The organism is Sphingobacterium spiritivorum (genome assembly GCF_016724845.1).
GTDB classification, from domain to species: Bacteria; Bacteroidota; Bacteroidia; order Sphingobacteriales; family Sphingobacteriaceae; genus Sphingobacterium; species Sphingobacterium spiritivorum_A.
Map to the genome: position 1 here is coordinate 345,404 of NZ_CP068082.1, position 17,423 is coordinate 362,826.

Below are 17,423 nucleotides of genomic sequence, written 5' to 3' on the forward strand. Positions count from 1 at the left end.
TTTTGGTATACAAATATAAAATTATTCTCAACACATAATTGCAAATTTTTATATTTTTTATTAAAAATAATTTTTACTAAAATAATGCAACCCTGCCCTAATACAATTTTAAGTAATTACCGTATTTAATAAAGGATAAAAGAGGGGGACAAAAAGAGGACAAATGATAAACAGATAGCAAACAGACTGTTACAAAGGGTTGTTTACCTGCTGATCGATTAAAGCTATCTAAGAAAAACGAAGATGTATACATTCTGATTGCCATTTTACAGCAAAATTGGCACCGCACTACATACGTAACCATTTTACCATATGTGGATAGGGAGCCACATGATAAAGCGCTGCATTTTTGACATCGTAACAGAGGCCATAGTACTGCAGCATAGGGATAAAGAGGTAATTCCCATTTTCATAGTTTTCGATAAGCATGTCAGCGTCTCCCTTATATCCTTTATCATGAAAAACAAATGATGCGGGAAGATTGAGAAAGGTGCAGGCTGCATAACTCCACGCTATAGCAGATAATTCGTAGCCTTCTAATGCATTTTTATCGATATGCTCAAATAAGTCTCCGGATGACAGCATTCTTTCCTCAGGGGACATCACCGCGACATGACCTGCTTCATGGAGAATATCTCCGGGATGTAAGAGCCTTGTCTGGTCAATCAAAAGTCGCCCTTTATCAATAAATATACCCGGTAGAAAACTTTCCTGCCAGCTTTCCTGCTCCAATACCGGAATCCCGATCTCGTTCAGAAAATTGATAACTAATTTCATTTCTTCCTGAAATTCGGGTTCTGCATGTAGACTATTCAGGTTATCTGTTGTATTGTTCATAAGTATTATACTCTTCAGATGCTATTATCTGCCGAAGTTGATGTATTGTACAAAGCGTGGATTATCAGATTTATTAGCAGTAGCTGCATGCGGCAGGGATTCTATCCACAGGATAAGATCTCCTTTTTTCCCGCTGATATGCTTTTCAAGATTTGCAGCAGCAAGATATTGCATAGCGGCTTCAGGAGAGCCGTATTGTTCCAGCAAATGATCAATTTGCTTATGATATCCCGGAACAAGGCTGAATGCTCCTCCATTTTCCGGCACATCATGTAAATAAAGCAGACCTTGTATATGATACCGGGGACCTATTGAAAAATCAATATCCCAGTGAATACGACTTCCTCTGAAAGCGTATCCCATACTTTCGGGTGGGTTATACCCTAATGGCAGAATATTGGGAAAGATTGCATCACTTTTATACAGATCAGTAAATACTGCTCTGACAGCTGTATTGTTCCGGACTTTTTCAACTGCAGAACCAACTGCATCCGGTAGCATAATACCCTGCAGAGCGGATTGCTCCTGATACCAGGTCTCCGGGTTTTCTAAATCTATAGATAATACCGAACAAATATGATCTACAACAGCATCACAGTCCTCTTCGGATACCAATCCGGAGATTTTCAGATACCCCTGTTCTTCCCAATACTTTAACTGATCTTCCGTCAGTATTTTACAAACATAATTTTCTGCTTTAACATCCCGCTGTATCTCCCATTCTTCAAATTTTTGGCGTGCACTCTTATAAAATTCCACACCTTTTTTACGTATAATCCATTGTCTGAAACTTTCCACATCTGTGTACTCATTAAACAGAAAATTAATCGTATTAAAAAGCCCAAGCTCAAAAATAGCTAAGAACGCATTTGAAGTGCGTGCAAAAGTTTCATCAGGAGCCTTGTTATGTGCTTTTCTTTCCAGATGAAATGTAGTGTAAGCCGATAGAAAAGCGAATGGCTTTTCTGCTAATGACTGTTCAGTTTCGGGATTATATGGTTCGGAATGATTCATCATTAACTTTACTATGTGTCAATACAAATACTTTTAACTGTGCAATACATGCTTCGGGAGAAGTCTTTGCTGTATCTATTATTACTGCCGGATCTTGAGGGATCTCAAATACATCGCTGATCCCGGTAAACTGATCAATTCTGCCGGCTTGTCCTTCTGGCAAAAGCGCACGCTTATACAATCCTTTGGGATCCCGCTTTATCAGGGTCTGCAGATCACATTTAATATAGACAAGTTGACTATTACTGTTATCCTGCTGTAGCAGGCGTCTTCCCTCTTCATAAGGATTAATAGCCGCTATAATGACAATATCGTGTTCCTTGCTGAGTTCTGCTGCTACGACTCCCAGTCTTCTTATATTCTCGATACGGTCTGCTTTATCAAAGCCCAGATCTTTACATAAGGTTGCCCGATAGGTATCTCCATCTACTAATGCCACCCGGTAACTTTCCTCCTCCAGCGTTGTTTTGAGCATTTTGGAAAGCGTTGTCTTACCGGATCCGGAAAGACCTGTCATTTGAATTATAAGTGCCATATCATTGTCTGGTTATCTGCTTCAAAACTTGTTGATAGGCTGTATGAGTATGTTCAAATGCGATCGAATCAGGCAAAGGAGCCTCTGCCTGAAAAATCTGATCCGGATATTTACTGTGATGTGAGAGCCTGGCCCGCATTCTCTCCAGATCGCCTAATGTATTTCCTATTGCTTTATTAAAATCGGTTATCATTTCCGATACTCCCCAACTGTAGTCGTAGTAGAAATTCAGATGATGATTTTTACTCTTGATCTCCCTGATACCATCATAAAACTGCTGAAGCACATCGGCGGTGAAGCTGTCAAAGTTTTCAAAGTGACCCGTGCGGACCGGCACTTTCAATAGTTTTTCATTGATATAACCGGGAATACAATGTATACCTCTTCTCTTTTTCTGCGAAGCTATAATAGCCTCCGGCTCTCTCGTCAGAAAATAGAACGGCACGCCCGGATACCAGCTGCGCAAAACATCATAAAAATGAATATGCCAGCTGTCCAGTTTAATAAAGTATTTTGTCTGAAAGGCTAATCTTTTTTGTCCCATCAGTTTTACAGCTGCCTTAAATAATTGTTCTCTTAACGGCAAAAGAGTTTCATCGCACTCCTCTATCCGTAATATTTCATCCAGCAAAGGGGCTTCAGGTATCATAATATTACTTGTATCTGTAGCCAGACATTGTGAAAGTAATGTGGAACCACAACGTGAGACATGAAAAATAAATGCGGTAGGTGCTATACTATCCAGCTGATCTGCGAGCTTCAGAATATACTCCATAGAGCTTTGCGGCTGGTATTTAGATCGGTTCCGCATATAAATACGTCGGTCTACGATCGTTTCGTCAAAGAAAGATTCCTGAATAATATGATCAGCCAGATCCAGCCAAAGGACTTTCCATTCATTTTCTTCCCACTTCAGAGAATATGGTATCCAGTTATATAGCATAGTTCACTCTTCTTCTTTTAGTTGTTGGATGATTTGTCTGGCAGCATCGGTATCCATCAGTTCTAACTGAGCGATCATCGCCTGCTTTGTCCTTTCATCATATACTGGCTTTTCATATGATGGAATACCGTGTGATTCGAATACTTCATCCATATCCGGATTGCTCTTTCCATCTATAACCAGATGTACCCTTATCGTATCACTTGAATTGCGGATCCAGTGTACCTTAGAGAAATCAATGTACCAGCAGTTTCCTTCTTCCAGCTTCAGTTCCTCTCCATCCACATTAAACTGTACTAATGGATGTGTCACAACAGGTATATGCAACCTCAGAGCACCATCCTGATACCGGCATCCCGGATCGCGATGCGGCTTTATCTCACTCCCCGGATAAAGTGCCATTAAGCGAATACTCTCCTTCTCGAAATTCCAGCTATCAATGATGGATCTGATATAAGGCATATGTTGTAATAAAGCGGTATCCTGAAAAGTATTATTACCCGGGATGGAACGTATATCCTGCTGATTTCCGGTTTCCGAGCGTAAAGAAATACACTCCCAGCGTCCCTGATAATCTCTGGTGTTAAAATGATCTGTCCAAACTTCTTTTAGGCAATAAGCGAGTTCCTGCTGCAACTGTGCAACATCATACTGCACATCAAATTTGATAAAGTTTTTCACGTGATATAAAAATCAGGTTAATATTAATCGTCGGGCTTCTGCACTGACAATTGAAAATGGTACAGCGAATTTAAGTTATTTCATTCAATAAATAACTATCAGGTATTAAGAATTAGTAACAGTTATATCTTCATATCATGCTAAGGACATGATTACAGTCATTGATAAACTGCTTCGTTTACTATACTTTGAGATTTAATTACTGAGGGAGCAGCACAATTTTGGAATATACAGCCGGAGCAGCAGCAGTATCTACTAAAGAAAGATAATCGTATTTAATATACTTTTGATACTTCATAAAATCTTCAAAATCCTTAAGTTCTGATAATTTTAAAGAATTGTAGTAATGGATATGATCTCTGACCAGATAGGCAAGACTATCATCAGTGAACACAGTGTTTTGAGTTAAAGAATAGAAGGCATTGGTATTGTCGACGATAAAACGATCTCCATTTTCTATCTGTATATACATGTTATATTTCCCTTTGTCTTCTACGCTTCCGTTCTGACTCTGTGGATTATTCCCTTTGGAGAAATGTTGGTTAATCTGATTGAATGTTACAGAATCGATCTTCAATTCACCAAGATCTCTGATCTGTTCAGGACTGTTATTCCGGATCTTTTCAAATTCAGGAAACTCTTTTTTACTATTGTCTGCATTCCCGTTTTCATAATAAATTTCTATAGAACGTTGTTTTGCCTGCTGGTCACAAGAAGAAAAAAGGGAAACACATATTAAAGAAATCAACAACACAGTTCTGGTTTTCATGATAAACGTAACTTAATTATAGCAGTAAATACATATAAAACTAAAGATAGGTAAAATGGATTTGATGAAAAATAAAATCAAAAAAACTTATACAGATTCTGCTTTGCAGACTCCTTGCTAAATACAGGAAAGCCAAACCTAATACTGGTCTGGCTTTCCTCGGTGTTGTTAGCTGCAGTTTTGACTGACAGCCTGCGAACTGTAACTGTAATTACTTCGTGTCTGCTGTTGTCAGCAGTTTATCGAGTAAGGACCGGATTCGTTTGTCTGAAGGGCGAAGCGCATTTGCATCCACTATATTTCCCTTCGGATCGAGTAATAAGAATCTCGGTATCTGCAAAATATTGAGGGCCTGTGTTACAAGCTTATGATTGTCGGGATCAGCCCACAATTGTATGCCTTCCAACTTCTTATCATTCACAAAATCTTTCCATTTCTGCTGATCTTTTTTACTGTCAAATGAAATACTGACAAAAGTAATCGGCTTATCTTTATAATCATGTCTCAGGGAGTCCAGAGCCGGAATCTCCTGTATACATGGGCCACACCATGTCGCCCAGAAATCGACATAGATATACTGCCCTTTCCATTTGCTCCAGGTAATTTTATCTCCTGTAAGGTTTTCAAAAACAGCTTGTGGAGCGGGATTACCTTCCAGCATCCCTTCTAATTTGCCATACTTCTCTTTTACACGTCTGGCCAGATCCGGAAACGGACTTTTCGAACCAAACTTATCGTATAGTTTCTTCTTAAAATTACCCGAAAGTGCAAATGCATAATATTCGTACAGCGGTCTTCCGGATAGTTTGGCAGCAACAAAATCAATATAATCATCATCTGTATCTGCCAGACGATATTCTTCCTTAAAAAGATAGTCCAGAAAGTAAAAATAAGCAATGCCATTATCATTCCCGGATTGGTCAGGGCGAACCTCTTTCAGAAAGTCATAATAACCGGCAGGAGCTGTATAGCCGTCCTTTTTATAGCTTTCTCTCATCTTAGGATAGAGCAGTCTCGCAAGTATAGCATCACCGTACAACACAGATTCACTTGCCTGTTTCAACTGTTTAGTCAACTTATGCGTGCTGGCAAAATCGATTAAAAATTCCTGACGTTTTGCTCTTCTGTCTTCGACATATTCATTGTATTGCTGAGGTGAATAATGTACATAGGCAAAATAATTTTTAAGGTGCTTATCCTTATACTGATTAAAATTCCAGTCTTCCTGATTCAGGTATAAGCTGTTATCTGCATATTTACCTGTCAGTTTCAACGTTTCAGGGATCTTGGCTGCATCGACCTGTAATATTTGTTTGTCTCCCGGCATCAGATAAAAATAGATTATCTGCGGACGATTTGTATTACTGGATACAGTTGTATCCTGACCATCTCCTTTTTTCAGTACAAATGTTTCTTCGACGGGGGTACTTCCTAATATTAAAAAAGCTCGTGCAGGACCGTTGATTTCCAATTCGAACCGGAATGTTCCGTCTTCATTGAGCTCGGCATCGATCTTATTCTGAGGAGACATTACCCGGTATTCCTGTACATTCAGCTCCAGAGTTCCGGCTTTCACTCCTGTTATCTTACCGGTCAGCACCGTTTTCTTAGGTGCAGCATGTATGTGAACGGCAATCACAACGATGCATATCAGGGATAAAATTATTCTTTTCAACATGGTGTTCGGATTGTTTCGTTTATTGCGACTGTGATAGAAACGATTGCACCGGAAATTAACTCCGATGCAATATGTTACTTAATTCTGTACCAGATTCGGATTGGTCCGCAATGCTACATCCGGCAAAGGAAAGTATATAGCTTTGGATTGCCATTTGGGTTTGAGTGCCGGCAATATATCATCTGCTCTCGTTTTGCCCTCCTGCCCTGTTTCACTTGGCCAGCGTCTCAGGTCGAGCCAACGGTGTCCCCACTCTCCGAATAGTTCCACACGACGCTCCTGTTCTAAAGCTTTTCGTAAAGCAACAGCATCATTTCCTAATGACAGGCTTTGCAGGCCGGCGCGATTTCTGATGACATTGATATCTTCCTGTGCAAGTCCCCATTTGCTTTGCATCATACGTGCTTCTGCACGTATCAGGTATTGCTCTCCCAGTCTCAATACCATTGTGTATTCTTTGGCCGGAGTCACTCCGGTACGGATTTTATATTTATACGGATAACGGTGGGTAACGCCAGCTGCTGTTGTCATACTGCCAACCCAACGTGTAAGCCGTTGATCTCCGTTTTCAAAGGCATCATAAAGATATCCCGGAATAAGGCGAAACAAAGGCGCACTGGTTGGTGCCGCCGGAACGATCAGAAATCCCTCCCAGGTATTGCGTCCACCGGCAGTATTCACAACCTGAAGCTGCCATATCGCTTCCTGATTATTGGCCTGAAATACCTTATCCAGATCTGCTGCAGGCTGTAATTTATATTGTGTTGCGCCAAGCACTTCACTTGACTCCTGCTCCGCCAGATCCCACTGTTTGGTATAGAGATAAGCTCTTGCCAGCAGCGCTGAAGCAGCGCTTTTATTGGCACGTATACGCTCTCCGTTAGCATCAGCCTTATCTACCTGAGGATATCCCTGAAAGAGTTTTGCCTTAGCATCTTTCAGATCCTCTATGATTGCGGCATAGACTTCAGCCTGAGGAGTTCTTGGTTTTGTATTATTTTCCATCACATTTGTACCGCGAATCAATGGCACATCTCCAAAATAATTGACCAGGTAAAAATAGCAGAACGCACGGATAAATTTAGCTTCACCCAATAGCTGGCTTTTGACTTTGGGACTTAGATTTGTAGAAGCTTCCAGGCCTTCTACACACAGGTTAGCCTGTGCAATGTAAGTATAAGGCTGTGACCAAAGTGTGGTTACATTTGAATTGGAGGATAGTACTGCATTATTTTTAAATTCATCATAAGGTGCTGAAGCTACAGCGTAGACAAATTCATCAGCTGACATTGCCGGCAGTATCATGGAGAGTACATTGGCAAACTGATAGTTCAGCTGATTCATGCGGGACAGCACACCGGTAACCGATGCTGTAGCTGTCTTATCATCTGAAAAGGCCAGCTCAGAAGGCATCTGATCTTTCGGAGGGCCTGCATCCAGATAGCTCTCGCAGGCGGTAAGACTACAGATAATAAAGCCAATAAATATATATAGATATGATCTCATGGTCGTAATTAATAAGTGAAACGAATGCCTAAAGTATAATATTTCAACGGAGGTACTACGTAGCCTCTTGTCTCCGGGTCAAAACCATCATATCCGGTAATGGTAAACAGATTTTGCCCCTGTGCATACAGACTGATACGCTGTGTCTTGAGAGCTGACAGTAATGAAGTAAAATCATAACTGACCATTACATTCTTTAAGCGGATAAAGGAAGCATCTCCCCATTGTGCATCGGAATGTCTGTAAAAGGTATTATATGACTTATACCCGTCGTCAGTTGCTAAAGCTGCAGCCCGTGGAATATCTGTCACATCGCCCTGATTTCTCCAGCGACGCAGTGCTGATTTATCAAAATTGGCCAGTGAACCCAGACTTGCCGGAGACATATATCCGAAATTCAGCATCTCTCCTTCTTGTTTTACAAACTGGAGAAGAAAACTTACATCCAGATTTTTATACCGGAAGCTGTTACTCAACCCACCGAAAAACTTAGGAAGATGTGTTCCCATTACATACTGATCTCCAAGATTATTATCCACTTTTCCGTCTCCGTTCAAATCTGCGAACTGTGCAAGACCGGTCTGCGGATCTACTCCTGTAAACTGAAAACCGAATACAATATCCAATGGTTGACCAATAGCAAACCGGCCCTCTTCTCCTGAACCTATAAGACCTGGATAAGCAACCAGTTTATTGCGTGAAATGGTTAGGTTGGCATTTGTTTTCCATTCAAAATCATCCGTTCTGTAATTGGTAGACCCGACTTCAAACTCCCACCCTTTGTTTTCTACTATACCTGGCATATTGGCGGTATAACCGGAAAATCCTGTCTGCGGAGATAAAGTAGAATTGATAAGCTGGTTGTCAGATTTATTGTAGTAATGATTGATATTTAAGGTCAATCTGCTGTTCCAGAAAGCCAGTTCAAGCCCTCCTTCCAGTTTACGGTTTCTCTCCCAGCTATATGTAGGATTGGCAACACGTGTCGGATATAAACCCGCCACTCCGCCATAAGGATAACTCAGATAACTCCAGCTGTCCATAAATCCGTAATCTCCGATCTGGTCATTACCTGTAGATCCGTAGCTTCCGCGTAACTTTCCAAAATTAAGGAAGGGAACGGCTTCTTTAAGCCAGTTTTCTTCTGTAAACACCCATGCCGCACCGACAGAACCGAAGTTTCCGACACGTTTGTCCGGACCGAAGCGGGATGAACCATCCCGACGAAAGGTCACATTCAGAATATACCTGTTGTCATAATTGTAGGTAGCACGTGCAAAAGCAGCCTGATATCTGTATTTCGAATAATTGAATTTGCGGGGACGGATCGTCACAGCAGCATTGATATTATCCAGTTGTGAATCTGAAGTAAAATCTTCTGCCTGTAAGAACTGGCCATCACGTACACTTTGCTGCCAGGTTGTTCCGGCAAGAACATCAAACGTACCTTTTCCCAGATGATATACATAACTGGCCTGCGGTTCGATGCTGTATGAAGAGATACTGCTGTTGCCAAAGTAAGACATGCTTACCGTAGAGTTCTGCGGATTAAAACTTCTCTTGGGATACATCTGCAACTGATCAAGGGCAGTATGGTTATAACCAATCGTAGCAGAAAGGTTCAGACCTTTCAACGGACTGTAGCGTATAGTTCCGCTTGACAATAGCGCTTTGTTGCGGGATTCTGATTTACGGTCCAGAAAGGCATAAGGGTTCTGAATATTGCCATACCAGTAATAATCGCCTACTTCATCATAAATCGGCAGATTCGGTGATAGATTGAAATATTGACTGATATCTGTAGCCAGCGCATCATTCATATCGCCTGTGTAGTTTGCTGTAGCAGATATGGAAAACTTATTGTTGCTCGAGCGGTGGTTGATGGAAAGCATTCCTGCACCTTTTTTATATCCGTTGTCGCCCGGTTGTACGGTAGTTTCGTTCCGAAATGTACCGCTTATCAGAAATGTGGTCAGCTCAGAGCCTCCCGAAGCCGAGAAATTGGCTTCTGTCAGTTTGCCCGTGTTTCCCATCAGCAGCTTTTGCCAGTTTTGATCTTCTGTCTGGCTCCATTTGAACAGGTCCGGAGTTTCCGGATCAGGAGTGCCACCGGAATTGGCAAAAGCTTCACGACGTAATTCCAGATATTCTGCAGTACTCAGCATTTCCAGGTTATTGGATACTTTGCCTGCTCCTGTATAGGCATTAAAACTAACCTGTGTTTTGCCTGAACTTCCTTTTTTAGTGGTGATCAATATGACTCCGTTAGCTCCTCTTGATCCATATATTGCGGTAGCATCTGCATCTTTCAGTACATCTATACGCTCGATATCTGCAGGATTGATAGCTGCCAGCGGACTTTGCGAACCATTATCTCCGGTAAATACATTTAAGGATTCCGAAAAATACGGTACTCCATCGATAATGTAAAGAGGGGCATTTGCATTTTCATTCAAGGAATTAATCCCTCTTAATCTCACATTAAAGGAAGCTCCGGGCAATCCATTAGAACTGTTGACTTCAAGTCCTGCAATACGTCCCTGCAATGCTTCTAAAGGATTATTGACAGGCGCGCGCTGTATAACATCACTGGAAATACCGGCTGTAGAACCCGTACTCACACGCTTACTGGTAGTACCGTAACCGATCACCGTCACTTCATCCAGATTTCCCAGATCCGGCTGAAGGCGAAGTTCTGTTCCTTCTGCAGAAGTAGGTGTATAGGCTTGTTCAAGCAGCTGATATCCGATGTAGGAAATGATCAGCACCGGCTGGCTTGTATTTGCTCCGGAGAGCTCAAAATAACCGTTTCCGTTGGTTGATGTCACCAGATTAGTTCCTTTCAACCGTACGGTAACTCCCGCCAGTTTGTTCCCCTTTTCATCGAAAACATACCCTTTTATAGGTTGTTGCCGGGAGTTGCCTGTGTATTTTTCGATATTGTTTACAGTAGAATTTTCTTTTTTAATAATAACAGTCTGATTGATGACCTGATACTGCAAATCTGTGTTTTGCAGCAGATCATGAAGGATATCAGCCAAATTGGAACTCTTACCATTTGTGCGAACAGTTTTCTGGTTAATATCACTGCTCATATAGGTAAATCTGATTTTCGTCTGCTTCTCCAGCTGACGAAGTGCATCCTTTAGTTTGAGTGTCTCTGATGGCAGAGAAGCCTTTACGTCCCGTAGATTCTGGGCGTTAGAGCTATACGCTGCAAAGGTCGTGACACATGTCAATATAAGGGCCAGTAAGGATATTTTCATTAATAATCTCCCATTGCACTCTTTTGGAATTAAATGCATAATTTTGATAACGATTTAGTATGACGTAACTTGTTTATTGAATCCATGAGCCATCTTCGGGGACCAGCCGGGATGGCTTAATTTCTTTATATGTCTTTTTATTTCATATGCGGTTTTTATTTAGGTGTTAATAAATGATATAGTTTTTATTGTCTGTTTTCAGTCTGCTTTCTGTAAGCGCACACAAGATATCCAGCACCTGTAAAGCCCCACTATCTTTACGTACGGATAAGGTGATATCCTTATTAGCGATTTCTTTTTTCTCTAATATTATTTCTATCTGATAGATGCGTTGCAGATCGAGAAGTACAGATTCTATGGTTTCGTCTTCGTATTCCAGATAACCTTCTTTCCAGTTACCTGCGATCTTATCGGTAAGGATATGTTCTTTGCCTTGCTGTGCTGAAGCCACGACCGGAACTCTTAGTTCCTGATCTTTCTGCAATACTGCAAGTAGTTTATCATTTTTACTGACTTTTACTTTTCCACTTTTGACAGCGACCATCACATCCTTCATACCAGGATATGCTTTCACATTGAATTGTGTCCCGACTACGGTTGTCCGGACAGATCCGGTATGCACTATAAACGGCCAGTCTACAGCCTTATGAACTTCAAAATAGGCTTCACCGATCAGTGTAACTTCTCTGGGTTTATCTTTTTCAAACTCCTGTGGATACTCCAGACGGGACGAGCCATTCAGCCATACCGTAGTACCATCGGCCAGATGAAGCACTTTATTTTCATCATTAGCAGCTTCTTTGATGACCTGCACATATTCTTCTGAACTTCCGTTTTCAGTGTACTCCCCAATCCGGTAAGCTCCCCATGAAAACAATAAAACAACAATAGCCGCTGACAGACTGACAGCCCATTTGCTTACGGAAGATCTGCTGGATACTTTAACATGTGTTGAATCAACAGTTTCCTTATCCGGAAGCTCCATTAGATTACCCTCGGTATCAACAAAAGTGAGGGAAGGATCTTCACGCTTCAGCTCCTCATATAATTCTTTAAGTAATACAGATAATTCGTCATCATATCGCGCACTACGAACCATATCGAAAAACTCAACAAGCTCCTCATGAGTAGCATGATTATAAAAATATTGGCGCAGCAAATAACGAATACGTGTCTTCATATGGTGTGTCTCTAAATAAAGACGTAGCTAAACGGAAAGTGTCCTATCCGAAGCGTAACTTTTTCAACAATAAAACCATAACAAACTGTAATACAGCAAGATATTTTTATCAGAAAGTAAGAAATTTAGAAAGAACTTTACGAATGGATTTCATTGCGGCTGAGATTTGATTTTTCACAGTATGCCTGGAGATGTCAAATTCATCGGCTATTTCCTGATAATTATATCCTTCATCCCGCATCAGATAGATAGCTTTACGTTGTTCAGGAAGATTGTCTACCGCTTTTCTCAGTATCTCTTTATACTCTTTGTATTCTACCGGAGCCGGATGCTGATCAACAATCGTCTGCATAGATTCCAAAATAGCTTGTCTCAGTCTCGCATCCGATGCTACTTTACGGAGGTGATCCATAATTTTATTACGGGTCATCGTAAACAGAAAAGATTCTATCGATTTGATTTCATGGAGCTGTTGACGGATTTCCCAGAGTTTCAGAAATACATCATGCACAATATCATGTGCGACATGTTCATCTTTGCAGGTATTGAGCGCTAATCTGAAAAGGGCCTTTTCATAGGTATAGAAAACATCATTGAATAACAATCGCAAGGGTTCTTCTTCCTTTGCACGATACATATCACGTGATTTATTTTCATCCGACCTTTTCCCTGTTGACATAATCAAAACAAAAATAGACAATTGTTTAAAATCAATCAACAACAGCGCTAAAAAGATTAAATTATATCAAAATAAGGAAAGTTTAGTCTGCAATTTTACAATTATATACTTTAATCGACCCTGGAATAAAAATAATATTCTGTTTGCCTTGTCTTCTTTTCCCTTTCCAAACACTGAATAATGGGTATATTCGTAGTTGATCTGAATACTATATCATGAAAGAAGGGAAACAAAAACATTGGTCTATAGTCGAATATCTGCATGAAACTGTAACCAATACCAATATTCATATTAAGGGTACCAAAAGTTATTACAGTTCTGCATGGACAGGATCTTTTGAAGAATCTGTAGTGCGCTATCTCTATGGGGATGCCTATAGTCTGAAAACATGGAAACCCCAGTGGAAAATCGACCAGCTCTATATCGGTAATTATGTATGTATCGGTGCAGAAGTCATTATCCTGATGGGCGGTAATAACACTCATCGTTCGGATTGGTTCAGCTTATATCCTTTTGTAGAAACATTGGAAGAGTCTTATAAAACAAAAGGAGATACACATATTGATGACGGGGCGTGGCTTGGAATACGCTCTGTACTTATGCCGGGTATTCGCATTGGTGAAGGAGCTATTGTCGCTGCAGGAGCTATTGTGACCAAAGATGTTGCACCTTACAGCATTGTCGGAGGTAATCCTGCAAAACTGATCGGCTACAGGTTCCCGGAAGAAACCATAGCACAACTTTTAGAAATGCAACTGTACTCCTGGACGGAAGAAAAGTTTGAGACACTGAAATCTTACATTTGTGCTCATGATATCGATCAATTGGTGAAAGCAGAGAAAGAATATAAGGACTAATACACATGCAATATGAAAATACCTGTCATACATGGTTTTATTGAGCGAAGGTTGCTGATCAATTATACTGTAGACCCTGAAGTTGTATCAGGTATCTTACCGAGCCCTTTCAGACCCAAGCTTTATAAAAAAAAAGCGATTGTCGGTATATGTCTGATTCGACTGAAACACATAAAACCGAAAGGAATACCTGATTTTCTGGGCATCGGATCCGAAAATGCTGCCCATAGGGTTGCTGTGGAATGGGATGAAGAAGGTATTGTAAATGAAGGAGTGTATATCCCAAGACGGGACACTTCTTCAAGAATAAATGCAATAGTCGGAGGAAGAATATTTCCGGGAAAGCATCATCTTGCAACGTTTGATGTAAAAGAAAAACAGCATGCTTATCATATTGACATCTTAAGTTCAGATCAGACTTCTGTATCCATCTCTGCAGCGCTTTCTGACACCTTTACTAAGGATTCGATATTCGGCACACTGAATGAAGTAGCTGATTTTTTTGAAAAGGGTTGTGATGGATATTCTCCGAATGGGAAAAGTTTTGACGGATTAAGACTTCATACGTATCAATGGAAAGTAAAACCTCTTAAAGTAGAACATGTATCCTCCAGCTTTTTTGAAGATGAGCATATATTTCCTAAAAACAGTATTTCTTTTGATAATGCAATTTTAATGGAAAATATAGAGCATGAATGGCACTCTTTACCAGTAAAAACAAAGTAAATCACATTTCATATTTAAGGTAAGTTAATCTGGTTTAACTTTTGTCATTTCTCTGGCGCATGCATTAGCACAGCGATGCTTGTACCTGTATAATGTTGCCGGTGTGGACACCGACAAACGCAGCTGAAGCGTCTGTTGGTGTCCACACCAACAGTATGCCATACAGATAGGTTCTTAACTATAGAAGCACATAAGTTGTAACTTTATCAACTTATTAGTAACATCTCTGCCCTGCGGGCACCTCTCCTTCAAAAAGAGAGAGAAACCGCTGAAAGAACCTTTCCTCATTAAAAAAACAAAGGGCTGCATCATACAACTATGATACAACCTCTATTGTTTGTTTTAGACAGGTAGAGCAATAATTTATTATGTCCTATGGGACTTCTTATAGTATATAATAATGTCGCCTGATGATTATCAAGGCTTATGTTTAATAATAAGTGTAGAAGGTGCATCTGTAAGCCACACACTTTTGGATTCAACCAGCTTTTTCCAACTCTTCAGGCTGACGAGCATCAACTGCTGCTCCGCCACAAAATTCTTATCAATCACCCGTTCATGCATCAGACTGATATGGTTGGATGCAATATGTTCTATAGCTCTGACCGCTTCTTTTACATACGAATTATCACGTAAGATTCCTTGTACATCCAGGATAACGACCTGTGAATTGTTATTGGTAATGAATTTCTTGGCATAGTCTACGAGAAAAGAATCTTCATCAGAGAATACCGGAACCAATATTTTATTAAACACAGTCTGCCCCTTATCGATCAACACGCCAACGGAGACCTCACTTCCACTTAGTATGGAGGATGTTCTGTCGTCAAATGCAGCATAAGAGAAGATTTGCTCTTTCCCGGACATCTGGTTAAAAATACGTTCGGGATTAATAAAACGGGTGGTAAAACCTAATATCTTACCGAGCAGGCTTCCTTCAAAAATAGACTGCCCTACCCCTATCAGTAACAAGTCATAGTTACCTTCATTCACAATATCCACGATATCTGCATTGATATCGTTAGATACTTTAAAATGTGTGGTCAGGGGTTGCTTCAGATCATCTGAAAGCGTGATTAAAGGAGCAAAACTTTCTTTTTCCTCTGTTTCCCAGTCATACTGAGGCAACATATTGTCTGCTGACAGATGCAGTGCAGTCACCGTGTTGAGTTGCGTGTTTTTACGGGTCATACTGTTGGCCAGTCTTAACAATGAAATTCCTGTATCGGGATTACCAAAAGATAAGAGGATGTTGTATTTTGTTTTGTCTGAAATATAATCCGGAGCGATCTGCGTCTGTTTACGAAAGGCCCAGTTGATAAAATCGAGTGCAGGTCCGGTCATAAATGTTGTCAGTAAAGCCATTACTACCAACATGGCAAATATTTCCGGAGAGAGGACTCCGAGATCATATCCGATATTCAACACGACCAGTTCCATCAATCCTCTTGTATTCATGAGTGCTCCGATTGTAAGACTGTCTTTCCAGTTCTGTCCTACAAATCTTGCAGCCAAAGCACTTCCTATAAATTTACCGGCCACAGCGACCAGAATAATCCAGCCTGTGGTTTTCCAAAGCTCGATATCATTTAAAAGACCGATCTGTGTACGAAGCCCTGTATAGACAAAGAAGAGTGGCAATAATAATACGAGAGCGACATCTTCTACTTTCTCAATGAAGATATGTCTGAATTTTTTGTTTTCCGGCATAATCGCTCCTGCCATAAAAGCCCCGAACAAGGCATGTATGCCGATTATTTCACTGAGATATGCAGATATGATCAGTACGATAAAGAAGATAGCAACTATAGGTGCACCCAGGCTTTCGCGCTGTGCGTGCAGATCACCGATCCTTTTCAGAAAGGGTCTTACCAGTTTGATCATAATCCATACGTACACTACGGCTAATCCGATGACATACAGCGAACTGACAAACGAACCGGCCTTTACTATTGCGATCACAATAGCCAGGATACACCATGCTGTGATATCGTCTGCAGCAGCACAGGTCAATACTACGGTTCCTAACCGTGTCTTTTGTATCCCTCTTTCCTGTACGATACGGGCCAAAACCGGAAATGCAGTAATACTCATTGCTATTCCCATAAATAAGCTGAAGGATAGGTATTCTACATGTTCCGGAGCAAAATCCAGGTATATAAAATAGGCCAGAACCATCCCCAGAGAAAATGGAATCACAATGCTGGCATGACTGATCACGACTGCATCGTGTGCCTTATTGCGTAAAATATTCAAATCCAGCTCCATCCCGATCACAAACATAAACATGACCAATCCGACCTGGCTTAGCATCTGCAGATTGCCTAATGACTCTACCGGAAACAACAAGGCGGAGAATTCCGGAAAATATGATCCGAAAAATGAAGGGCCTAACGCGATACCTGCTATGATCTCACCGATAACATACGGCTGACCAATTTTTTTGAAAATCCATCCAAAAAAACGAGCTGCAACAATAATGGTTATAATCTGGGCCAACAGAATAGCCAGAGGATGTTGAAGATTGTGTGTCAGTGTATCCAGAAACTCCGGCCAATGTCCTTTACCTGTACCTATCGTCTCAAAATGCCTTCCCTCCTGTTTATCTAATCCCAATTGATAAGTCACGTACATCAGCAATCCACAGATTCCGATCACTCCGGCATAAAAAAATGTATTCTTAAATCTTTTCATCTATCTGATTTTCCGTTAATGCTATAAAGTAGCCCTGTTTTTTTTTGCAAGATGCCAA

At 40.7% G+C, this 17,423-nt stretch carries 14 protein-coding genes; 2 read left to right on the forward strand and 12 right to left on the reverse strand.

The genetic code is table 11. The features are described from left to right. Positions 1-288 precede the first annotated feature (288 nt). The 11 genes from I6J03_RS01590 to I6J03_RS01640 form a co-directional block, all read right to left on the reverse strand. Entirely contained in the window at positions 289-837 is a 549-nt protein-coding gene (locus I6J03_RS01590; protein ID WP_003007737.1) for a hypothetical protein, read from the reverse strand. A gap of 24 nt (positions 838-861) precedes the next feature. Further along, a complete protein-coding gene (locus I6J03_RS01595; RefSeq protein ID WP_003007739.1) occupies positions 862-1,854 on the reverse strand; it encodes a phytanoyl-CoA dioxygenase family protein in 993 nt (330 codons plus the stop codon). Next, positions 1,829-2,386: an adenylyl-sulfate kinase gene (gene cysC / locus I6J03_RS01600; RefSeq protein ID WP_003007741.1), complete on the reverse strand. Its 558-nt coding sequence runs from the start codon at positions 2,384-2,386 to the stop codon at positions 1,829-1,831. The genes I6J03_RS01595 and cysC overlap by 26 nt, the downstream gene beginning before the upstream one ends. 1 nt (position 2,387) lies before the next feature. Then, complete coding sequence (locus I6J03_RS01605) at positions 2,388-3,329, reverse strand: hypothetical protein (RefSeq protein ID WP_003007743.1); 942 nt, start codon at positions 3,327-3,329, stop codon at positions 2,388-2,390. Between the two features lie 3 nt (positions 3,330-3,332). After that, on the reverse strand, positions 3,333-4,010 hold the full coding sequence (locus tag I6J03_RS01610) for an aspartyl/asparaginyl beta-hydroxylase domain-containing protein (RefSeq protein WP_003007745.1): 678 nt from the start codon (positions 4,008-4,010) through the stop codon (positions 3,333-3,335). A gap of 199 nt (positions 4,011-4,209) precedes the next feature. Next, positions 4,210-4,779, reverse strand: coding sequence for a hypothetical protein (locus I6J03_RS01615; protein ID WP_003007747.1), 570 nt, complete (start codon positions 4,777-4,779; stop codon positions 4,210-4,212). A gap of 211 nt (positions 4,780-4,990) precedes the next feature. After that, positions 4,991-6,457, reverse strand: coding sequence for a TlpA disulfide reductase family protein (locus I6J03_RS01620; protein ID WP_201694102.1), 1,467 nt, complete (start codon positions 6,455-6,457; stop codon positions 4,991-4,993). A gap of 78 nt (positions 6,458-6,535) precedes the next feature. Beyond that, complete coding sequence (locus I6J03_RS01625) at positions 6,536-7,963, reverse strand: RagB/SusD family nutrient uptake outer membrane protein (protein WP_003007753.1); 1,428 nt, start codon at positions 7,961-7,963, stop codon at positions 6,536-6,538. Between the two features lie 8 nt (positions 7,964-7,971). Further along, positions 7,972-11,229: a SusC/RagA family TonB-linked outer membrane protein gene (locus I6J03_RS01630; RefSeq protein WP_232279721.1), complete on the reverse strand. Its 3,258-nt coding sequence runs from the start codon at positions 11,227-11,229 to the stop codon at positions 7,972-7,974. A gap of 166 nt (positions 11,230-11,395) precedes the next feature. Further along, entirely contained in the window at positions 11,396-12,409 is a 1,014-nt protein-coding gene (locus I6J03_RS01635) for a FecR family protein (RefSeq protein WP_003007757.1), read from the reverse strand. A gap of 109 nt (positions 12,410-12,518) precedes the next feature. Continuing rightward, positions 12,519-13,088 carry an RNA polymerase sigma-70 factor gene (locus I6J03_RS01640; RefSeq protein ID WP_050767788.1) on the reverse strand — a complete coding sequence of 190 codons (570 nt, stop codon included), beginning with the start codon at positions 13,086-13,088 and terminating at the stop codon, positions 12,519-12,521. A 215-nt stretch (positions 13,089-13,303) separates the two neighbouring features. Between I6J03_RS01640 and I6J03_RS01645 the strand changes: the two genes are divergently transcribed. After that, complete coding sequence (locus tag I6J03_RS01645; protein WP_003007760.1) at positions 13,304-13,945, forward strand: CatB-related O-acetyltransferase; 642 nt, start codon at positions 13,304-13,306, stop codon at positions 13,943-13,945. Between the two features lie 12 nt (positions 13,946-13,957). Beyond that, positions 13,958-14,671 (forward strand): DUF2071 domain-containing protein, encoded by a 714-nt coding sequence (locus tag I6J03_RS01650; RefSeq protein ID WP_003007762.1) that lies wholly within the window; start codon positions 13,958-13,960, stop codon positions 14,669-14,671. A gap of 417 nt (positions 14,672-15,088) precedes the next feature. Here the strand turns inward: I6J03_RS01650 and I6J03_RS01655 are convergent, their stop codons facing one another. Then, positions 15,089-17,365, reverse strand: coding sequence for a cation:proton antiporter (locus I6J03_RS01655; RefSeq protein WP_003007765.1), 2,277 nt, complete (start codon positions 17,363-17,365; stop codon positions 15,089-15,091). Positions 17,366-17,423: the final 58 nt, after the last annotated feature.

Bases quoted from the DNA above. Each gene is read 5' to 3' on its own strand.
- I6J03_RS01590 (WP_003007737.1), bottom strand. From the start codon at position 837: ATGAACAATACAACAGATAACCTGAATAGTCTACATGCAGAACCCGAA.
- I6J03_RS01595 (WP_003007739.1), bottom strand. From the start codon at position 1,854: ATGATGAATCATTCCGAACCATATAATCCCGAAACTGAACAGTCATTA.
- cysC (WP_003007741.1), bottom strand. From the start codon at position 2,386: ATGGCACTTATAATTCAAATGACAGGTCTTTCCGGATCCGGTAAGACA.
- I6J03_RS01605 (WP_003007743.1), bottom strand. From the start codon at position 3,329: ATGCTATATAACTGGATACCATATTCTCTGAAGTGGGAAGAAAATGAA.
- I6J03_RS01615 (WP_003007747.1), bottom strand. From the start codon at position 4,779: ATGAAAACCAGAACTGTGTTGTTGATTTCTTTAATATGTGTTTCCCTT.
- I6J03_RS01620 (WP_201694102.1), bottom strand. From the start codon at position 6,457: ATGTTGAAAAGAATAATTTTATCCCTGATATGCATCGTTGTGATTGCC.
- I6J03_RS01625 (WP_003007753.1), bottom strand. From the start codon at position 7,963: ATGAGATCATATCTATATATATTTATTGGCTTTATTATCTGTAGTCTT.
- I6J03_RS01630 (WP_232279721.1), bottom strand. From the start codon at position 11,229: ATGAAAATATCCTTACTGGCCCTTATATTGACATGTGTCACGACCTTT.
- I6J03_RS01635 (WP_003007757.1), bottom strand. From the start codon at position 12,409: ATGAAGACACGTATTCGTTATTTGCTGCGCCAATATTTTTATAATCAT.
- I6J03_RS01640 (WP_050767788.1), bottom strand. From the start codon at position 13,088: ATGTCAACAGGGAAAAGGTCGGATGAAAATAAATCACGTGATATGTAT.
- I6J03_RS01645 (WP_003007760.1), top strand. From the start codon at position 13,304: ATGAAAGAAGGGAAACAAAAACATTGGTCTATAGTCGAATATCTGCAT.
- I6J03_RS01650 (WP_003007762.1), top strand. From the start codon at position 13,958: ATGAAAATACCTGTCATACATGGTTTTATTGAGCGAAGGTTGCTGATC.
- I6J03_RS01655 (WP_003007765.1), bottom strand. From the start codon at position 17,365: ATGAAAAGATTTAAGAATACATTTTTTTATGCCGGAGTGATCGGAATC.